Here is an 18,909-nt window from a genome sequence, read left to right as displayed (position 1 = left end):
TGCCCCCGCCCGCCTTCCCCGATACGGCCCCCGCGCGACCGCCCTCCTCGGCAGCACCCTCACGAATGCCGGCCTTCGGGGCCGCCGCCTTACCACCGCCGCCTTTCCTCGCAATCGCCCCGTCGACCCCCGCCCCCTCAGGACGGCCCTCCTCGGCCGCACCCGTCGGAGCGGCGGTCCTCTTGGCCGCCGCCCTACCACCAACCGCCCTCTTCTCCCCCGCCCCCGCGCGACCGCCCTCCTCGGCAGCACCCTCAGAAACACCGGCGTTCTTGGCCGCCGCCTTCTTCGCTGCGGCCTTTTTCGCAACGGAGCTCTTCGCCGCGGGCTTCTCCGTCGCCGCCTTCTTTGACGGGCCCTTCTCCGCCGCGCGCCTCCCGGCAGCACCCTTTGCGGTGGCCGCCCCCTTGCCGCTCGCCGTCTTCTTTCCGGCGGCCGGCCTTGCGGTGCCCGCGGGTCTCTCGGGTGCTTCCTCCTCGACCGGTCTCTTCGAACGAGACGTTCCGGGGGCGGTCGCCGCCTTGGCGGACTTCTTCCCAGGGGGCGGCTTGACCGCACGTGCCGTGGCCCCTCCCCGCGCGGTCTTCTTCCCGGTCACATCCTTGGCCGCACCGCCGGAGGCCTGGGGGGACCCGTCGGACGCCGACTGCTGTACGGCGGTCTTCTTCGCCACCATGGCCGCGGCCCCTTCACATATTGTGATCTTGCACGCGAATCGTGCTGGGACGATAAATCGACTTCAGTCCCGCGGCAACGGGGCACCGCCCGATTCGCCCGGCTCACGCACGCCGCTCCGCAAGCCTGCATGCGTTGTGCCCAGCTCCCCGCGGGGTAATCCGCCGGAGGGCCCGTCCCAGAATCCGAACACGCGTACCGCTCCATTCGGGTCATCTCCGTCCGTACGCCGCCCCCGCTCACGCGGGCGAGAAAACCGGTCGGCCGCTGTCCGCGCGGCGCCGTACACTGGGCGGAGCGAAAAGCGTGGATGGGGACGAGTAGCGGCGTACGCAGCCCAGAGCGACCCGGGGACGGTGGAAGCCCGGGGGCGAGCGCGACGTGAAGATCACCCCGGAGCCGCCGGAAGAAAGCCGCAGCCGAAGGGCTGTGGCCGGTAGAACCGGCATCGCGACCCCAATGAGGGGGCTCACCGTTGCGCGGCACGCACCGGAGAGCCAAGGAGGGTGGTACCGCGGGAGCGCGCCGAAACCGGCGTAGAGAAAGACACGGCTCTCGTCCCTCCGGACGGAAGGCAGCAAGTCCGCCGGAGGAAGCTCGCTGATGACATCGCCGACGTACCGCCAGGTGCCCGCCCAGGTCGACCTGCCCGCGCTCGAGCACGCCGTGCTCGACTTCTGGCGCGAGCAGAAGATCTTCGCCAAGACCCTGGAGCAGTCCGAGGGCCGCCCCGAGTGGGTCTTCTACGAGGGCCCGCCCACCGCCAACGGCATGCCGGGCGCCCACCACATCGAGGCGCGCGTCTTCAAGGACGTCTTCCCCCGCTTCCGCACCATGCGCGGCTACCACGTGGCCCGCAAGGCCGGCTGGGACTGCCACGGCCTCCCGGTGGAGCTGGCGGTCGAGAAGGAGCTCGGCTTCTCCGGCAAGAAGGACATCGAGGCGTACGGCATCGCCGAGTTCAACGCCAAGTGCCGCGAGTCGGTGACCCGCCACACCGACGCCTTCGAGGCCCTCACGACCCGCATGGGTTACTGGACCGACCTCAACGACCCCTACCGCACGATGGACCCGGAGTACATCGAGTCGGTCTGGTGGTCGCTGAAGGAGATCTTCAACAAGGGCCTCCTGGTCCAGGACCACCGCGTCGCCCCCTGGTGCCCCCGCTGCGGCACCGGCCTGTCGGACCACGAGCTGGCGCAGGGCTACGAGACGGTCGTCGACCCGTCCGTGTACGTCCGTTTCCCCCTCACCTCCGGTCCGCTCGCCGGCGAAGCCGCGCTCCTGGTGTGGACGACGACCCCCTGGACGCTGGTCTCCAACACGGCCGTCGCCGCCCACCCCGAGGTCACCTACGTCGTCGCGACCGACGGCGAGGAGAAGCTCGTCGTCGCCGAACCGCTCGTCGGCAAGGCGCTCGGCGAGGGCTGGGAGACCACGGGCCAGACCTTCACCGGCGCCGAGATGGAGCGCTGGACGTATCAACGACCCTTCGAGCTCGTCGAGTTCCCGGCCGAGGCGCATTTCGTCGTCAACGCCGAGTACGTCACGACCGAGGACGGTACGGGCCTGGTCCACCAGTCCCCCGCCTTCGGTGAGGACGACCTCAAGGTCTGCCGCGCCTACGACCTGCCCGTGGTGAACCCCGTCCGCCCCGACGGCACCTTCGAGGAGGACGTCCCCCTGGTCGGCGGCGTCTTCTTCAAGAAGGCGGACGAACAGCTCACCGAGGACCTCCAGCAGCGCGGCCTCCTCTTCCGGCACATCCCGTACGAGCACAGCTACCCGCACTGCTGGCGCTGCCACACCGCGCTCCTCTACTACGCGCAGCCGTCCTGGTACATCCGCACCACGGCCGTCAAGGACCGCCTGCTGCAGGAGAACGAGAACACCAACTGGTTCCCCGACACGGTCAAGCACGGCCGGTACGGCGACTGGCTGAACAACAACATCGACTGGGCGCTGTCCCGCAACCGCTACTGGGGCACCCCGCTGCCGATCTGGCGCTGCGAGGACGACCACCTCACCGTGGTCGGCTCCCGCGCCGAGCTCACCGAGCTGACGGGCACCGACCAGTCCGAACTGGACCCGCACCGCCCGTACATCGACGACGTCACCTTCGCCTGCCCGAAGTGCGCCAAGTCGGCCACGCGCGTGCCGGAGGTCATCGACGCCTGGTACGACTCGGGTTCGATGCCGTTCGCGCAGTGGGGATACCCGTACAAGAACAAGGAGTTGTTCGAGAGCCGCTACCCGGCGCAGTTCATCTCCGAGGCGATCGACCAGACCCGCGGCTGGTTCTACACGCTGATGGCCGTCGGCACGCTGGTCTTCGACAAGTCCTCGTACGAGAACGTGGTCTGCCTCGGCCACATCCTCGCCGAGGACGGCCGCAAGATGTCCAAGCACCTGGGCAACATCCTGCAGCCGATCCCGCTGATGGACCAGCACGGCGCCGACGCGGTGCGCTGGTTCATGGCGGCCGGAGGCTCCCCGTGGGCGGCGCGCCGCGTGGGTCACGGCACCATCCAGGAGGTCGTCCGCAAGACGCTCCTCACGTACTGGAACACGGTCGCCTTCCAGGCCCTGTACGCGCGCACCTCCAACTGGGCGCCCAGCGAGGCCGATCCGGCCCCGGCGGACCGCCCGGTCCTGGACCGCTGGCTGCTGTCCGAACTCCACGCGCTGACCGACCAGGTGACCGAGTCCCTGGAGGCGTACGACACCCAGCGCGCCGGCAAGCTCCTGTCGGCGTTCGTCGACGACCTCTCCAACTGGTACGTCCGCCGCTCGCGCCGCCGCTTCTGGCAGGGCGACAAGGCTGCGCTGCGCACCCTGCACGAGGTGGTCGAGACGGTCACCAAGCTGATGGCCCCGCTGACCCCGTTCATCACCGAGCGGGTCTGGCAGGACCTGATCGTGCCGGTCGCCCCGGGCGCCCCGGAGTCGGTGCACCTGGCCTCCTGGCCGGAGGCGGACCTCACCGCGATCGACCCGGAGCTGTCGAAGCAGATGGTGCTGGTGCGCCGGCTCGTCGAGCTGGGCCGGGCCACGCGCGCGGAGTCGGGCGTCAAGACGCGCCAGCCGCTGTCCCGTGCGCTCATCGCCGCGACCGGCTTCGACGCCCTCGACCGGGAGCTGCACACGCAGATCACGGAGGAGTTGAACGTCACATCCCTGGCGTCGCTCAGCGAGGTCGGCGGCAGCCTGGTCGACACGACCGCGAAGGCCAACTTCCGTGCCCTGGGCAAGCGGTTCGGCAAGCGCGTCCAGGACGTGGCCAAGGCCGTCGCGGAAGCGGACGCGGCCGCGCTGTCCCTGGCCCTGCGCGAGGGGACGGCGTCGGTCCAGGTCGACGGTGAGACGATCACGCTCGCCCCGGACGAGGTGATCATCACGGAAACCCCGCGCGAGGGCTGGTCGGTGGCCTCCGACTCGGGTGCCACGGTCGCCCTCGATCTGGAGATCACCGAGGAGCTGCGTCAGGCGGGCCTGGCCCGTGACGCGATCCGCCTGATCCAGGAGGCCCGCAAGAACAGCGGCCTCGACGTGGCCGACCGTATCGCCCTGCGCTGGACGTCCACCGACCCCGCGGTCATCGCGGCTCTCACCGAGCACGCGGCCCTGATCGCGGACGAGGTCCTGGCCACCGCCTTCTTGAATGAGCACAGCGCCCAGGGCGAGGCGGACGACACCTACGGCGAGCCGTTCACCGACGAGGGTCTGTCCCTCACGTTCCGCCTGCGCAAGGCGTAAGCGAACGCGCCAGGGCCCGGCTTCCCCGAGTGGGGAAGCCGGGCCCTGGCGCATGTCCGGCAGCGGAGCTCGAACGTTGATCAACGCACACAACAGGGCGGGGCCCCGGATCGAGATCCGGGGCCCCGCCCTGTTGAACGCTGCCGACGCCTACGGCGTACTAATGGCCGTGGTGGCGGCCGTCAGTTGTCGTCCTCGTCGATCAGGAACCCGCGCATCGGCGAGGGAGCCTGACCCATCGGCGACGGGCCCTGCGGCCGCACCGGTGCCATCGGCTGGGTCATCGCCGGGGACATCTGCTGCTGGCCGCCGTAGGACGGAGCAGCGGGAGCCGGGGCGCCACCCATGGTCGGGTTGCCGCCGTACGACGGGGCGCTCGCGCCGGCCGGTGCCATGGAAGGCGCCGGGGACGGCGGAAGCGACGCGGTCGCCGGGGTACGCGGCGGGGCCAGCGAGTCGTCGGCCTGGGTCTCCAGCTGACGCAGCTGGGACTCGAGGTACGACTTCAGGCGCGTACGGTACTCGCGCTCGAAGCCGCGCAGGTCCTCGACCTTGCGCTCCAGCGTGGCGCGGGCGGACTCCAGGGAGCCCATCGCGACGCGGTGCTTCTCCTGCGCGTCCCGCTCCAGCGCGTCGGCCTTGGCACGGGCGTCACGCTCGAGGCCCTCGGCGCGGCTGCGGGCCTCGCCGACGATCTTGTTGGCTTCGGAGCGGGCCTCGGCGATCGCCTGGTCGGCGGTCTGCTGGGCCAGCGAGAGGACACGGGCGGCGCTGTCGCCACCAGGGCCCTGACCGGGGCCGCCCATCGGACCGCCCATGGGGCCGCCCATCGGACCACCCATCTGCTGCTGCATGGGAGGCTGGCCGCCCATCGGACCCTGACCCATGGGGCCCTGGCCCATCGGACCCTGACCCATCGGGCCGGGACCCTGGGGACCGCCCTGACCGCCGGGACCGGCGGGCAGCTGCGGGGCACCGCTCGGCAGCTGGGGCGGACCACCCATGGGGCCACCCATCTGCTGCTGCGGCGGGCCCGATATGCCGGCGGGTACGGGAGCACCCGGACCGCGCATCCCCTGCGGAGGCATGCCCTGCTGCTGATCCTGCGGACCGGGACCGCCGGGACCCTCCGGGGGCTTGCGCATGTTCTGCTGGTTCTGAGCAGCAGCACGCGTGGCCGCGGCCAGTTTGGCCCGCAGGTCCTCGTTCTCGCGGAGCAGGCGGGTCAGTTCGGCTTCGACCTCATCGAGGAAGGCATCGACCTCGTCCTCGTCATAGCCTTCTCGGAGGCGGACGGTCGTGAACTGCTTGTTCCGCACGTCCTCGGGGGTCAACGGCATCTCTTCACCTCAACGTAGTCGTCGGCATCGGCAAGACGGTAGGTCACATCGCTCATCACAGCCGGCTCACGATCGAGATCAGGATGTAGACGATGATCATCAGTACGAAGAAGGACAGGTCGAGCGCCACGCCCCCGAGACGCAGCGGCGGGATGAACCGCCGCAGAAGCTTGAGCGGTGGATCGGTGACAGTGTAGGTGGCCTCCAGAACGACCACCATCGCCTTGCCGGGTTGCCATGAGCGGGCGAACTGGAAGACGTAGTCCATGACCAACCGGAAGATGAGCACGATGAGGAAGCACATCAGCGCGATGTAGATGACATCCAGGACCACGCTCATTGCTGGTGCTTCCCTCTCCCCTGTTTCCGTGCTGCTGGGTACTACTTTGTACTGCTGTTTCCGGTCGTGCGTCTCAGCTCTGGTTGAAGAACCCGCCCTCTGCGATGCGGGCCTTGTCCTCCGCCGTGACATCGACGTTAGCAGGAGACAACAGGAACACCTTCTGGGTCACCCGCTCGATGCTGCCGTGAAGACCAAACACCAAACCGGCCGCAAAGTCGACAAGTCGCTTCGCGTCTGTGTCATCCATCTCAGTCAGATTCATGATCACCGGGGTGCCCTCACGGAAGTGTTCCCCGATGGTACGGGCCTCGTTGTAGGTCCGCGGGTGAAGCGTGGTGATCCGGTAAGGCTCTCGTTCCGACACGACCTTGGGCATGATCACCGGTGCGTTCTTCTCCAGACTTGCGCGTTCTTGTGTGATGGACGCCACGGGCGCGATGCGCGCCGGACGACCGGATTCCGCGGGGAGCGAAGCGGAACGTGCGACCGGCTCGCGCGCGGCGGGCGGTTGTACGATTCGCACCTCTTCATCCCTTTGGGACTGATGTGCTACGTGGGACTGGTGGGACGGCTCGTGCCTCCGATGGTCCCGTTCGGGTTCGGGGTCCAGTTCGGGCTCGAAGTCGTCATCGGGGTCGAATCCCCGGCCGTCGTACCCATCGTCCTCCACGAGGCCGAGGTAGACCGCCATCTTGCGCATCGCGCCGGCCATGCTCTGAGTCCTCCGCTCTGTGGTGGATCGGCTGACGACTGCCAAGTGCCCGCGATCCACGAGGTCGTTGCGCCCGCCTTCGGTGGCACTGACCATATTTTCTGCTGTGGTCCGACTTCTTGGCGACGTTACCCGAGCCTGGGGCGGACTCCGAGTACCGCAGTACCGACGCGTACATGTGTCGCTCCGGCGGCCACGGCCTGTTCGAGGTCCGCACTCATTCCTGCCGAGACCATGTTCGCAGCCGGATGAGCTCGGCGCAGGTCCGTCGACAAATCCATCAACCGCTCGAACGCAGCGAGTTCACGCCCCGCGTAGGGCCCGGTGAGCGGCGCGACGGTCATGAGACCGTCCAGCCGCAGACCCGGCGCCCCGGCGATCAGCTCGCCCAACTCTTCGATTCCGCCGGGCCCGACGCCCCCGCGCTCCCCGCGCCCGCTCTCGCCGGCATCGAGCGCGACCTGGACCAGACAGCCGAGTTCGCGCTCCTGCCGCACCGCCTCCTTGGAGAGCGCGGTGACGAGCCGGGCCCGGTCGACGGACTGCACCAATCCGGCATAACCGACTACCGAACGCACTTTGTTGGTCTGCAATTGACCCACAAAATGCCAAGTCAAGGGCAGATCCGAGCAGGCCGCGGCCTTGGGTGCCGCGTCCTGGTCGCGGTTCTCGGCCACGTGCCGCACCCCGAGTTCCGACAGAATCCGCACATCGCTCGCCGGATACGTCTTGGTGACCACGATCAGGGTCACCTCCTCGCGCTTACGCCCGGCGGCCGCACAGGCGGCGGCGATGCGACGCTCCACCTTCGCCAGGTTTTCGGCGAGTTCGTCCTTACGGTCCCTCATGCCCCTCAGTCCAGCCAGACATATCCCGCGAGTCGGCCCGTGGTTCGATCGCGGCGGTACGAGAAGTGGTCGGCCGACTCGATCGTGCACACCGGCGACTGCTCCCGGTCGTGCACCCCGAGCCGCTCGAGCTGCGCGTGCACTCCGGCGGTCACATCCACCGCCGGCGTGCCCCAACTCGTCTCGGAGTACGCCGCCGGTTCGACGGCGGCCACCTCGGCGCGCATCGTGTCCGGCACCTCGTAGCAGCGGCCGCAGACGGCGGGTCCGGTGCGGGCGACGATCCGGCCCGGCTCGGCGCCGAGTTCCGTCATGGCCCGTACGGCGGCCGGGACGACCCCGGCGACCATCCCGGGCCGCCCCGCGTGGGCCGCGGCGACGACTCCGGCGACCGGGTCGGCGAGCAGAACGGGCGTGCAGTCGGCGGTGAGGACGGCGAGGGCGAGACCACGCCGCGCCGTGACGACGGCGTCGACCTCGGGCACCGGACGGTCACCCCAGGGGCCGTCGACCACCGCCACCTCCGCGCCGTGCACCTGGTTCATCCAGACCACCCGAGCCGGTTCCAGTCCAAGGGACTTGGCGGCCAGTTCGCGGTTGGTCCGTACGGCACCGGGGTCGTCGCCGACGGCTCCGCCGAGGTTGAGCTCCTCGTACGGAACGGCGCTCACCCCGCCCCACCGGTCGGTGAAGGCGAAGTGCGCGCCGTTCACGGTGCTCGCTGCGGAGCGCTTTCCTATCACTTCAGGAAGTCCGGCACGTCCAGTTCCTCGGCCGCGCTGTCCGCGTAGGACCGGGACGGCGGGACCGGCGGGGCGGCCGTGATGTCGCCGGCCGGCTCCGGTGCGGGCTCGGGGTCCTCCTTCGGCGTGACGCTGCCGAGCGAGCCGAAGGACGGGCGGCTCTCGGGCTGCCGTACCGGGGTGGGCTCGTCACGGCGGGCCGAGGACGAGGTCGAGCCCATGACGGTCTCCCGGCGGGCGGGAGGCTGGCCCCCGTCGAAACCGGCCGCGATCACGGTGACCCGCACCTCGTCGCCGAGGGCGTCGTCGATGACCGCGCCGAAGATGATGTTGGCCTCGGGGTGGGCGGCCTCGCTGACCAGCTGGGCCGCCTCGTTGATCTCGAACAGGCCGAGGTCGGAGCCGCCGGAGATGGAGAGCAGCACCCCGCGGGCGCCGTCGATGGAGGCCTCCAGGAGCGGCGAGGAGATCGCCATCTCGGCGGCGGCCACCGCGCGGTCGTCGCCGCGGGCCGAGCCGATGCCCATGAGGGCGGAACCGGCCTCGGACATCACGGACTTGACGTCGGCGAAGTCGAGGTTGATCAGGCCGGGGGTGGTGATCAGGTCGGTGATGCCCTGCACACCGGAGAGCAGGACCTGGTCGGCCGACTTGAAGGCGTCGAGCACCGAGACCTGGCGGTCCGAGATGGACAGCAGCCGGTCGTTCGGGATGACGATGAGGGTGTCGACCTCTTCGCGGAGTTCGGCGATGCCGTCCTCGGCCTGGTTGGCGCGGCGCCGTCCCTCGAAGGTGAACGGGCGCGTGACCACACCGATGGTGAGGGCGCCCAGGGAACGGGCGATGTTGGCCACGACGGGCGCGCCGCCGGTGCCGGTGCCGCCGCCTTCACCGGCCGTCACGAAGACCATGTCGGCCCCCTTGAGGACCTCCTCGATCTCCTCGCGGTGATCCTCGGCGGCCTTGCGGCCGACGGCCGGGTTGGCTCCGGCGCCGAGTCCGCGGGTGAGTTCGCGGCCGACGTCGAGCTTGACGTCGGCGTCGCTCATCAACAGCGCCTGTGCGTCGGTGTTGATGGCGATGAACTCGACGCCCTTGAGACCGACCTCGATCATCCGGTTGATGGCATTGACACCACCGCCGCCGACACCGATGACTTTGATGACTGCGAGGTAGTTCTGCGGTGCTGCCACGTCGAAGGCCTCTCGCCTCGAGTTACGTGTCGCCGCTTCGCAGAGGATGCGATCCGGCGACTGATGCCGAATGGGACGGTCCGTTACGCCGACCCGAACCCTAACGTTGAAGTTTAGGGTTACCAGTGTGACTGTTCGCTGGAGTCTTCCGAACAGGACACTAAGTCGACAAGTGGCGCACGTTCAACGAACACGCCGAACCTCCCGTTTTTCTTTTCACCCTATGTGATCAGCCATAGCGCTGCCCAACCAGGGTGCTGGCCTGCGCGGATGCGCGTCAACTCCCCGATGACGCAGGGGCGGTGGGAACCGAGACGTCGAAGTGCCGCGCATCCGGCGCCGCTTTCATGAGCGCGGTGAGCGTACGGGCCTTCGCGGCCCCCTTCTCGCTGCTCCCCCACAGGACGTCCCGGCCGTCGCTCAACTCCAGTGAGATGTCGTCGTACGAACGGACCTTGACGGTCTCGGTGGCGCGCGCGACGGCGGCCGGAATGGCGCGGGCGACGAGCGCCGCCTCCGCCACCAAGCGGTCCTCGCCGAAGCGTCGCAGGCTCGCGGCGGAGGACTGGGAGGAGGAGGTGCTCAATTCCAGTGCGGGAATGCCTTTCGGGGCTTCGGAAACCGTGGCGAAACGGACACCCTTGCGGTCCACTTCGACGAACTTTCCACCCTTTTGCACAATGAGAACCGGAGTACGCTCACTCACTTTCAGCCCGATTCCGTGAGGCCAGGAACGGACCACGTCAACCGTGTCAATTCGGGGCAGTTTCCGGCGCAGTCGCGCCTCAATCGCATCGGTGTCGACGGAAATCATCGGCGACCCGACCGGAACCCGGGCGGCCTCGCGCACCTGCGCGGGCGTCAACACCTGGGTTCCGGAGATCGACACGCGCTCCACGCGCACCCATTGCGAGCCGTACAACAGCCAGACCGTGCCCGCCCCGAGAAGGACGAGCAGCACGGCAAGGATGATGATCATACGAAGGCGGCGCAGCCTCAACCGCCGCGCCGGAGGCGGGCCGGACGACTCCTGCTGGCGTTCACCGCGCTCGGCGGTGGTCGGTCCGGCCACGCTTCCTGCCTTTCGTCACACGTGCCTAGTGGTGTGCACGCTTGGCGGCGATCGCCTCGTACACCATGCCGACGAGCAGGTCGTCGGCGTCCCGGCGGCCGAACTCGGCGGCGGCGCGGGACATCTCGTACAGCCGGTGCGGGTCGGCGAGCACGGGCAGCACGTTCGCCCGAACCCAGTCGGGCGTCAGTTCCGCGTCGTCGACCAGCAGACCGCCGCCGGCCTTCACCACCGGCTGGGCGTTCAGCCGCTGTTCGCCGTTGCCGATGGGCAGCGGGACGTAGGCGGCCGGGAGTCCGACGGCGGAGAGTTCGGCGACGGTCATCGCGCCCGCGCGGCAGAGCATCATGTCGGCCGCGGCGTACGCGAGGTCCATCCGGTCCAGGTAACTTACCGGGATATAGGGGGGCATTCCCGGCATCTGCTGCACCTGCGGCAGTTCGTTCTTCGGGCCGACCGCGTGCAGGATCTGGATGCCGGCCTGCTGCAGCCAGGGCGCGACCTGCTGGACGACCTCGTTGAGGCGGCGGGCGCCCTGCGAGCCGCCGGAGACCAGCAGCGTGGGCAGGTTGGGGTCGAGGCCGAAGGCCGCGCGGGCCTCGGGGCGGGCGGCGGCCCGGTCGAGGGTGGCGATGGTCCGGCGCAGCGGGATGCCGATGTAGCGGGCGTCGCGCAGCTTGCTGTCCGGGGTGGAGACGGCGACCCTGGCGGCGTAGCGCGAGCCGATCTTGTTGGCGAGGCCGGGTCGGGCGTTGGCCTCGTGGATGACGATCGGCACGCCGAGGCGCTTGGCGGCGAGGTAGCCGGGCAGCGCGACATAGCCGCCGAAGCCGACGACGGCGTCCGCCTTGGTGCGCTCCAGGATCTGCTCGGTCGCCTTGATCGTGCCGCGCAGCCGGCCCGGGACGGTGATCAGCTCGGGGGTCGGCTTGCGCGGCAGCGGTACCGCCGGGATCAGCGCGAGCTCGTAACCCCGCTGCGGAACGAGCGTGGTCTCAAGGCCCCGCTCCGTGCCCAGGGCCGTGATCCCCACGGTCGGGTCCTGCCTGCGCAGGGCGTCCGCGAGGGCGAGCGCGGGCTCGATGTGGCCGGCGGTCCCCCCACCGGCGAGTACGACATGCACCGAAATTCACCGCTCTCCGGACGAGCGCGCCGCCGAGGCACGCCGTCGCATCGTGTTCCATCTCCGAGGCCCCCGATCCCGCACGGCGCCTCCCGCCCGCTTTCTACCAAAGCGGGGTTGCCGCATGGAAAGCGCCGCCCGCGCAGCGGGCTCGTCACGCGCGAACGCGATCATCAGCCCGATGGCGAACATGGTCGGCAGCAGGGCGGATCCTCCGTAGGAGAACAGCGGGAGGGGGACTCCGGCGATCGGCAGCAGGCCAAGCACCGCACCGATGTTGATCACGGCCTGGGCCGTGATCCAGGTGGTCACGCCTCCCGCGGCATACCTGACGAAGGGGTCCTCCGTACGTCCGGCCACGCGGATACCCGCATAGCCTAGAGCCGCGAAGAGGGCGAGCACCGACAGCGTCCCTGCCAAGCCCAGTTCCTCACCGGTGACGGCGAAGATGAAGTCCGTGTGTGCTTCCGGGAGTTGCCCCCATTTTTCCACACTCGCGCCGAGCCCGGATCCGAAGATTCCGCCTGATGCGAGGGCGTAGATGCCGTGCACGGCCTGCCAGCAGTCGGCGACCCCGGCCTTCGGCTCGGTGGCGCCGATGCAGGCGAGCCGGGCCATGCGGTTGGGGCTGGTCTTGATGAGGATCACACCGATCGCGGCCGCGATCGACAGCACACCGACGAACAGCCGGGTGGGCGCCCCGGCCAGCCACAGCAGGCCGAAAAGGATCGCCGTCAGGATGATCGCCGTACCCATGTCGCCGCCGAGCATGATCAGCCCGAGCAGCATGAAGGCGACCGGAACGAGCGGCACCAGCATGTGCTTCCACTGGTTGAGGAGCTTCTTGTCCTGCTTGCGGGCCAGCAGGTCGGCGCCCCACAGCACCAGCGCCAGTTTGCCGAACTCGCTGGGCTGGATCTGGAAGGAGCCGCCGAGCGAGATCCAGTTCTGGTTGCCGTTGACCGACATCCCTATCCCCGGCACCTGCACCAGCGCCATCAGGAAGACCGCGCCCGCGAGCATCGGGTAGGCGAGCGCGCGGTGCAGCTTCACCGGCATGAGCGAGGCGATCAGCAGCAGGACACCGCCGATGACGGCGGCGAGGAGCTGCTTGCGGAAGAAGTACGAGCCCGGCAGGGACATCTGCAGCGCCGTGATCTGGGAGGCCGAGTAGACCATCACCAGACCGAGCACGGTGATCAGCAGGCTCCCGCCCATGATCAGGTAGTAGGCGGTCAGCGGCCGGTCCCAGGCGCGCTTGGCGTTGAGGTAGAAGCGGCGCAGCGGGTTCTCGCGAACCGGCCCGGCTGCGGCGGGCCGCCTGACGGCCCCCTGCACGGGCGGCCGCCCGGTCCGGCTACCGGGCATCGGGGCCTCCGCTGTCCCTGGAGCCCGTCAGCCCGGCGTCGCGGGCCCGGGCATGCCCGTCTGCGGCGCACCGGTCCGCGCTCGCGGCGGCCAAGACGCGCCGCACGTCACGGCCTGCCCGATCCGCCGGACAGGCCCTAGCCCTGGACGATCCCACGCGTCCCTCCCAAGGTCGCCCGGCTGCAGGCGGCCGGGTCAGGCGTCGAGTTCGCGGACCGCTTCTGCGAACGCGTCACCGCGCTTGTTGTAGTTGGCGAACATGTCCATCGAGGCACAGGCCGGGGCCAGCAGCACCGTGTCGCCTGCGGCCGCGAGCCGCTGGGCCTCCTGGACAGCCGCGAGCATCGCCCCAGTGTCGGTCCGGTCGAGGTCGACGACGGGTACTTCGGGCGCGTGTCGCGCGAGGGCTTCACGGATGAGGGCGCGGTCCTTGCCGATCAGGACGACTCCGCGAAGTCGCTTTGCCGACTTGGCGACCAGTTCGTCGAAGGTCGCGCCCTTGGCGAGCCCGCCCGCGATCCACACGATGGACTCGTACGCCGCCAACGAGGCCTCGGCCGCATGCGTGTTGGTGGCCTTGGAGTCGTCGATGTACGCGACCCCGGCAACATCCGCCACATGCGCGATGCGGTGCGCGTCCGGGGTGAAGTTCCTGAGGCCGTCGCGTACGGCCGCGGCGGGCACCCCGAAGGCGCGCGCGAGGGCCGCCGCCGCAAGGGCGTTGGCGATGTTGTGCGGGGCCGGCGGGTTGACGTCGGAGACCTCGGCGAGCTCCTGGGCGTTCTTGTGCCGGTTCTCGACGAAGGCGCGGTCGACCAGGATGCCGTCCACGACGCCGAGTTGGGAGGGCCCGGGCGTGCCCAGGGTGAAGCCGATGGCCCGGCAGCCCTCCTCGACGTCGGCCTCGCGCACCAGGTCCTCGGTGGCCTTGTCGGCCACGTTGTAGACGCAGGCGACGCGATTGCCCTCGTAGATACGGCCCTTGTCGGCGGCGTACGCCTCCATCGAGCCGTGCCAGTCGAGGTGGTCGGGCGCCAGGTTCAGGACGGCGGCGGAGTGGGCACGCAGGGAGGGCGCCCAGTGGAGCTGGTAGCTGGACAATTCCACGGCGAGGACGTCGTACTGCTCCTCGCCCAGCACCACGTCCAGCAGCGAGACGCCGATGTTGCCGACGGCCGCGGTGCGCAGCCCGGCGGCCTTCAGGATCGACGCCAGCATCTGCACGGTGGTGGTCTTGCCGTTGGTGCCGGTGACGGCGAGCCAGGGGGCAGCGTCGGGGCCCCGCAGGCGCCAGGCGAGTTCGACGTCGCCCCAGATGTCGACACCGGCCTCGCGGGCCGCGACGAACAGCGGCTTGTCCGGCTTCCAGCCCGGTGTGGTGACGATCAGCTCGGTGCCCTCCGGCAGAGTCGCACCGTCACCCAGGCGCACGGCGATCCCCAGTGCCTCCAGCTCGGCGGCCTGCTCACGCGCGCGTGCGTCGTCGCCGTCGTTGACGACCGTGACGATCGCCCCGCGCGCGTGCAGCACCTTGGCCGCCGGGATACCGGAGACGCCGAGCCCGGCGACGGTGACGTGCTTGCCCTGCCAGTCGGTCACTTGTCCGCTGCCCATCCCGCGTAGAAGAGGCCCAGTCCGACGATCACACAGATGCCCTGGATGATCCAGAAGCGGACCACCACAAGGACCTCGGACCAGCCTTTGAGTTCGAAGTGGTGCTGGAGTGGCGCCATCCGGAAGACGCGCCTGCCGGTGAGGCGGAAGGAGCCGACCTGGATGACCACCGACATGGTGATGAGGACGAACAGGCCGCCCATGATGGCCACCAGCAGCTCCGTGCGGGAGAGGATGGCCAGGCCCGTGAGGACACCGCCGAGGGCGAGTGAACCGGTGTCACCCATGAAGATCTTGGCCGGCGAGGTGTTCCACCACAGGAAGCCCAGGCAGGCGCCCATCAGCGCGGAGGCGATGACCGCGAGGTCGAGCGGGTCGCGCACTTCGTAGCAGGCGACGGGGTTGGTGAGGGTCTGGTCGTTGGCGCAGGACTCCTGGAACTGCCAGACGCCGATGAAGGTGTAGGCACCGAAGACGAGGACGGAGGCGCCGGTCGCCAGACCGTCCAGACCGTCCGTCAGGTTCACGCCGTTCGACATCGCGAGGATCATGAACAGGGCCCAGACGACGAACAGCACCGGGCCGATCGACCAGCCGAAGTCCGTGATGAACGACAGCTTCGTGGAGGCCGGGGCGTTGCCGCGGGCGTCCTGGAACTGCAGGGCGAGCACCGCGAAGCTGATGCCGACGATCAGCTGTCCGGCCATCTTCGCCTTGGCCCTGAGGCCCAGCGAGCGCCGCTTGACGATCTTGATGTAGTCGTCGAGGAAGCCGACCAGGCCCATGCCGCACATCAGGCCGAGGACCAGCAGACCCGAATAGCTCGGGGCGTAGCCGGTGATGATCTTGGAGAGGAAGTACGCGGCCACCGTCGCGAGGATGAAGGCGATGCCGCCCATGGTCGGCGTACCGCGCTTGCTGGCGTGCTCGCGCGGGCCGTCGTCCCGGATGTACTGGCCGTAGCCCTTGCGGGCCAGCAGCTTGATCAGCAGCGGGGTGCCGACCAGTGTCAGAAAGAGGCCGATGACTCCCGAGAACAGGATCTGCTTCATCATCGGGCGGCAACCTCACCCTCGGCACCGGTCTCGAGGAGCGCCTGGGCGACACTCTCGAGGCCGACCGAACGGGACGCCTTCACGAGTACGACGTCTCCCGGGCGCAACTCGCTGCGCAACAGGTCGACCGCCGCCTGTGCGTCGGACACGTGCACCGACTCCTCACCCCACGAACCCTCGTTATATGCGCCCAGTTGCAGCCAGGACGCTTCCCTGCCCCCGACCGCGACGAGCTTGCCGACATTGAGCCGGACGGCGAGCCGTCCGACCGCGTCGTGCTCGGCGAGCGCCTCGTCCCCGAGCTCGGCCATCTTGCCGAGCACCGCCCAGGTCCGCCGCCCGTTGCCCATGGCCGCGAGCGCGCGCAGGGCGGCTCGCATGGACTCGGGGTTCGCGTTGTAGGCGTCGTTGACGATGGTCACGCCGTCCGGTCGCTCGGTGACCTCCATGCGCCAGCGGGAGAGGGAGCCCGCCTCGGAGAGCGCGGTGGCGATCTCAGCTGCGGACATGCCCAGCTCATGGGCGACGGCGGCCGCGGCGAGCGCGTTCGACACGTGGTGCTCACCGTACAGGCGCATGGTCACATCGCTTGCACCGGAGGGTGTGTGGAGCGTGAAGGCAGGCTGTCCGCTGTCCGTGAGTCGCACGTTCTCGGCGCGTACGTCCGCTTCGTCGGCCTCTCCGAAGAGAAGCACCTTCGCCTTGGTACGGGATGCCATGGCCCGTACGAGGGGGTCGTCCGCGTTGAGGATCGCGGCGCCGTCCTCCGGAAGGGACTCCACCAGTTCGCCCTTGGCCTGCGCGATCTGCTCGCGGCCGCCGAACTCGCCGATGTGGGCGGTGCCGACGTTGAGGACGAGGCCGATCCTCGGGGGCGTCAGATCGGTGAGGTAGCGGATGTGGCCGATGCCGCGGGCGCCCATCTCCAGGACGAGGAACCTGGTCTCCTCGGTGGCGGACAGGGCGGTGAGGGGCAGCCCGATCTCGTTGTTGAGCGAGCCGGGCGTGAACACCGTCGGAGCCTTGCGCTGCAGGACCTGGGCGATCAGGTCCTTGGTGCTGGTCTTGCCCGCGGAGCCGGTGAGGGCGACGAGGGTCGCGCCGAGGCGCCGTACGACATGACGGGCGAGGGCTCCGAGGGCGCTCTGGACGTCCTCGACGACGATCGCGGGCACGCCGACGGGGCGCGACCCCAGTACGGCGACCGCGCCCGCTTCGACGACCTGAGCTGCGAAGTCGTGGCCGTCGACCCGTTCGCCGACGAAGGCGACGAAGAGGCTGCCTGGCTGTACCTCGCGGGAGTCCCGGACGACCGGAGCCGTGACCTGGACGGACGGATCCGGTATGTCGTGCGTCTGCCCGCCGACGACTTCTGCGATCTCGGCGAGAGAGAGGGCGATCACAAGTTCATCCCTGGGTCTTCTGGATGGCTTCTCGAAGCACCTGGCGGTCGTCGAAGGGACGGACCACCCCGGCGATGTCCTGGCCCTGCTCATGGCCCTTGCCCGCGACCAGCACGGTGTCCCCGGGCCGTGCTCGGGCGACGGCTGCGGCGATCGCGGCGGCCCGGTCCTCGAAGACCTGGACCTCGCCGCGTTCGTGTGCTGGTACGGACGCCGCGCCCTCGAGCATGGTTGCAAGGATCGCGAGGGGGTCCTCGGAGCGGGGGTTGTCGGAGGTCAGTACGGCGGTGTCGGCGAGGCGGGCGACGGCGGCGCCCATCGGCGCGCGCTTGGTCCTGTCCCGGTCACCGCCGCAGCCGAGCACGACGTGCAGCCTGCCCTCGGTGACCTTGCGCAGGGCGCGCAGGACCGATTCGACGGCGTCGGTCTTGTGGGCGTAGTCGACGACCGCGAGATACGGCTGTCCGGCGTCCACGCGCTCCAGGCGGCCCGGCACGCCCGGGACGGCGGCGATGCCGTCGGCGGCGGTCTGCGGGTCGAGTCCCGCGGCGGCGAGGGCGACGATCGCGGCGAGGGTGTTGGCTACGTTGAAGCCGCCCGGCAGCGGCGCCTTCGCCTCGATCCGCTCGCCCTCGGGGCCGATCACGGTGAACGTCGAGTCCAGCGGACCGACTTGGACGTCCTCGGCGCGCCAGTCGGCGTCGGGGTGGCCCTCCGCCGAGAAGGTCACGACCGGGACGCCGGCCTCGTCGACCAGCCTGCGGCCGTACTCGTCGTCGAAGTTGACGACGCCCAGTCTGCTGCGTTTCGGGGTGAACAGCTGTGCCTTGGCCCGGAAGTAGTCCTCCATGTCGGAGTGGAACTCCATGTGTTCCGGGCTGAGGTTGGTGAAGACGCCGATGTCGAAGACGCAGCCGTCGACCCGGCCGAGGACCAGGGCGTGGCTGGAGACCTCCATGGCGACCGCCTCGACGCCGCGCTCGCGCATGACGGCGAACAGGGCCTGCAGGTCGGTGGCTTCGGGGGTGGTGCGCTCGGACTTGATGCGCTCGTCGCCGATGCGCATCTCGACCGTGCCGATCAGACCGGTGTTGCTCTTGGTCTTCAGGCCGCCCTCGACGAGGTAGGCGGTGGTGGTCTTGCCGGAGGTGCCGGTGATGCCGATCTGGAGCAGATCGCGGCCCGGGTGGCCGTAGATCGTGGCCGCCAGCTCGCCCATCCGTCCGCGCGGGTCGTCGACGACCAGGACCGGCAGGCCGGTCGCGGCGGCGCGCTCGGCGCCGGTCGGGTCGGTCAGCACGGCGACCGCGCCGAGGCCGGCGGCCTGGGTGACGAAGTCGGCGCCGTGCAGACGGGCACCGGGGAGGGCGGCGTACAGGTCGCCGGGGCGGACGGCGCGCGAGTCATGGGTGATGCCCGTGACCTCGGCGGGGCTCTCCGGCGCGGTGGCACCCAGCTGATCGGCGAGCTCCGCGAGGGGTGTGGCGGAGACCTGCACCGGCCTGGGCGGCCCCGGGTATGTCACGGATGCGCCCTTCTGGGTGGTTTGGGACTGATCAGCGTGTGGCACGGCGGTGAGCGTACCGGGCGCACCCGCTTGGGAGCGAAAGAGGGGCCCGCGCGCAGCGCGGTCCGGCAAGGGTGGTGGTGGGTGACGGGCGGGC

At 69.8% G+C, this 18,909-nt stretch carries 14 protein-coding genes; 1 reads left to right on the top strand and 13 read right to left on the bottom strand.

The features are described 5' to 3' along the window. Positions 1 to 1,278: 1,278 nt before the first annotated feature. The gene (gene ileS / locus ACFY1U_RS03685) at positions 1,279 to 4,431 is read left to right on the top strand and encodes an isoleucine--tRNA ligase (RefSeq protein ID WP_390692496.1); all 3,153 of its coding nucleotides are present in this window, start codon (positions 1,279 to 1,281) and stop codon (positions 4,429 to 4,431) included. 182 nt (positions 4,432 to 4,613) lie between these two features. Here the strand turns inward: ileS and ACFY1U_RS03680 are convergent, their stop codons facing one another. The 13 genes from ACFY1U_RS03680 to ACFY1U_RS03620 all read right to left on the bottom strand — a co-directional run bounded on the left by ACFY1U_RS03680 (position 4,614) and on the right by ACFY1U_RS03620 (position 18,770). Further along, positions 4,614 to 5,771: a DivIVA domain-containing protein gene (locus ACFY1U_RS03680; RefSeq protein WP_344404059.1), complete on the bottom strand. Its 1,158-nt coding sequence runs from the start codon at positions 5,769 to 5,771 to the stop codon at positions 4,614 to 4,616. A gap of 55 nt (positions 5,772 to 5,826) precedes the next feature. Then, positions 5,827 to 6,111 (bottom strand): YggT family protein, encoded by a 285-nt coding sequence (locus tag ACFY1U_RS03675; RefSeq protein WP_016435858.1) that lies wholly within the window; start codon positions 6,109 to 6,111, stop codon positions 5,827 to 5,829. A gap of 73 nt (positions 6,112 to 6,184) precedes the next feature. Then, on the bottom strand, positions 6,185 to 6,826 hold the full coding sequence (locus ACFY1U_RS03670) for a cell division protein SepF (RefSeq protein WP_115908675.1): 642 nt from the start codon (positions 6,824 to 6,826) through the stop codon (positions 6,185 to 6,187). 128 nt (positions 6,827 to 6,954) lie between these two features. Then, positions 6,955 to 7,674 carry a YggS family pyridoxal phosphate-dependent enzyme gene (locus tag ACFY1U_RS03665; RefSeq protein ID WP_390692495.1) on the bottom strand — a complete coding sequence of 240 codons (720 nt, stop codon included), beginning with the start codon at positions 7,672 to 7,674 and terminating at the stop codon, positions 6,955 to 6,957. 5 nt (positions 7,675 to 7,679) lie between these two features. Next, on the bottom strand, positions 7,680 to 8,387 hold the full coding sequence (gene pgeF, locus ACFY1U_RS03660; protein ID WP_390692494.1) for a peptidoglycan editing factor PgeF: 708 nt from the start codon (positions 8,385 to 8,387) through the stop codon (positions 7,680 to 7,682). 26 nt (positions 8,388 to 8,413) lie between these two features. Continuing rightward, positions 8,414 to 9,610 carry a cell division protein FtsZ gene (gene ftsZ, locus ACFY1U_RS03655; RefSeq protein ID WP_390692493.1) on the bottom strand — a complete coding sequence of 399 codons (1,197 nt, stop codon included), beginning with the start codon at positions 9,608 to 9,610 and terminating at the stop codon, positions 8,414 to 8,416. Between the two features lie 277 nt (positions 9,611 to 9,887). Further along, positions 9,888 to 10,682, bottom strand: a complete 795-nt coding sequence (locus ACFY1U_RS03650) for a cell division protein FtsQ/DivIB (RefSeq protein WP_390692492.1) — start codon at positions 10,680 to 10,682, stop codon at positions 9,888 to 9,890. A gap of 25 nt (positions 10,683 to 10,707) precedes the next feature. Then, positions 10,708 to 11,805 (bottom strand): undecaprenyldiphospho-muramoylpentapeptide beta-N-acetylglucosaminyltransferase, encoded by a 1,098-nt coding sequence (gene murG / locus ACFY1U_RS03645; RefSeq protein WP_390692491.1) that lies wholly within the window; start codon positions 11,803 to 11,805, stop codon positions 10,708 to 10,710. A gap of 6 nt (positions 11,806 to 11,811) precedes the next feature. After that, positions 11,812 to 13,173, bottom strand: coding sequence for a putative lipid II flippase FtsW (gene ftsW / locus ACFY1U_RS03640; protein WP_390692490.1), 1,362 nt, complete (start codon positions 13,171 to 13,173; stop codon positions 11,812 to 11,814). 195 nt (positions 13,174 to 13,368) lie between these two features. Beyond that, complete coding sequence (gene murD, locus ACFY1U_RS03635) at positions 13,369 to 14,787, bottom strand: UDP-N-acetylmuramoyl-L-alanine--D-glutamate ligase (protein WP_390692489.1); 1,419 nt, start codon at positions 14,785 to 14,787, stop codon at positions 13,369 to 13,371. Then, positions 14,769 to 15,842, bottom strand: coding sequence for a phospho-N-acetylmuramoyl-pentapeptide-transferase (gene mraY / locus ACFY1U_RS03630; RefSeq protein ID WP_390692488.1), 1,074 nt, complete (start codon positions 15,840 to 15,842; stop codon positions 14,769 to 14,771). Before mraY ends, murD begins: the two co-directional genes overlap by 19 nt. Beyond that, positions 15,839 to 17,245: a UDP-N-acetylmuramoyl-tripeptide--D-alanyl-D-alanine ligase gene (gene murF / locus ACFY1U_RS03625; protein ID WP_390692487.1), complete on the bottom strand. Its 1,407-nt coding sequence runs from the start codon at positions 17,243 to 17,245 to the stop codon at positions 15,839 to 15,841. Before murF ends, mraY begins: the two co-directional genes overlap by 4 nt. A 4-nt stretch (positions 17,246 to 17,249) precedes the next feature. Continuing rightward, positions 17,250 to 18,770, bottom strand: a complete 1,521-nt coding sequence (locus tag ACFY1U_RS03620; RefSeq protein ID WP_390692486.1) for a UDP-N-acetylmuramoyl-L-alanyl-D-glutamate--2,6-diaminopimelate ligase — start codon at positions 18,768 to 18,770, stop codon at positions 17,250 to 17,252. Between the last annotated feature and the right edge of the window lie 139 nt (positions 18,771 to 18,909).

This window comes from Streptomyces sp. NPDC001351 (genome assembly GCF_042896045.1).
In the GTDB taxonomy this organism is placed as follows: Bacteria; Actinomycetota; Actinomycetes; order Streptomycetales; family Streptomycetaceae; genus Streptomyces.
This window is presented reverse-complemented; position numbering and strand designations above follow the sequence as displayed.

Coding starts and splice junctions, on each gene's coding strand:
- ileS (WP_390692496.1), top strand. CDS start 1,279: ATGACATCGCCGACGTACCGCCAGGTGCCCGCCCAGGTCGACCTGCCC.
- mraY (WP_390692488.1), bottom strand. CDS start 15,842: ATGATGAAGCAGATCCTGTTCTCGGGAGTCATCGGCCTCTTTCTGACA.
- ACFY1U_RS03675 (WP_016435858.1), bottom strand. CDS start 6,111: ATGAGCGTGGTCCTGGATGTCATCTACATCGCGCTGATGTGCTTCCTC.
- ACFY1U_RS03670 (WP_115908675.1), bottom strand. CDS start 6,826: ATGGCCGGCGCGATGCGCAAGATGGCGGTCTACCTCGGCCTCGTGGAG.
- ACFY1U_RS03680 (WP_344404059.1), bottom strand. CDS start 5,771: ATGCCGTTGACCCCCGAGGACGTGCGGAACAAGCAGTTCACGACCGTC.
- ACFY1U_RS03665 (WP_390692495.1), bottom strand. CDS start 7,674: ATGAGGGACCGTAAGGACGAACTCGCCGAAAACCTGGCGAAGGTGGAG.
- ftsW (WP_390692490.1), bottom strand. CDS start 13,173: ATGCCCGGTAGCCGGACCGGGCGGCCGCCCGTGCAGGGGGCCGTCAGG.
- murD (WP_390692489.1), bottom strand. CDS start 14,787: ATGGGCAGCGGACAAGTGACCGACTGGCAGGGCAAGCACGTCACCGTC.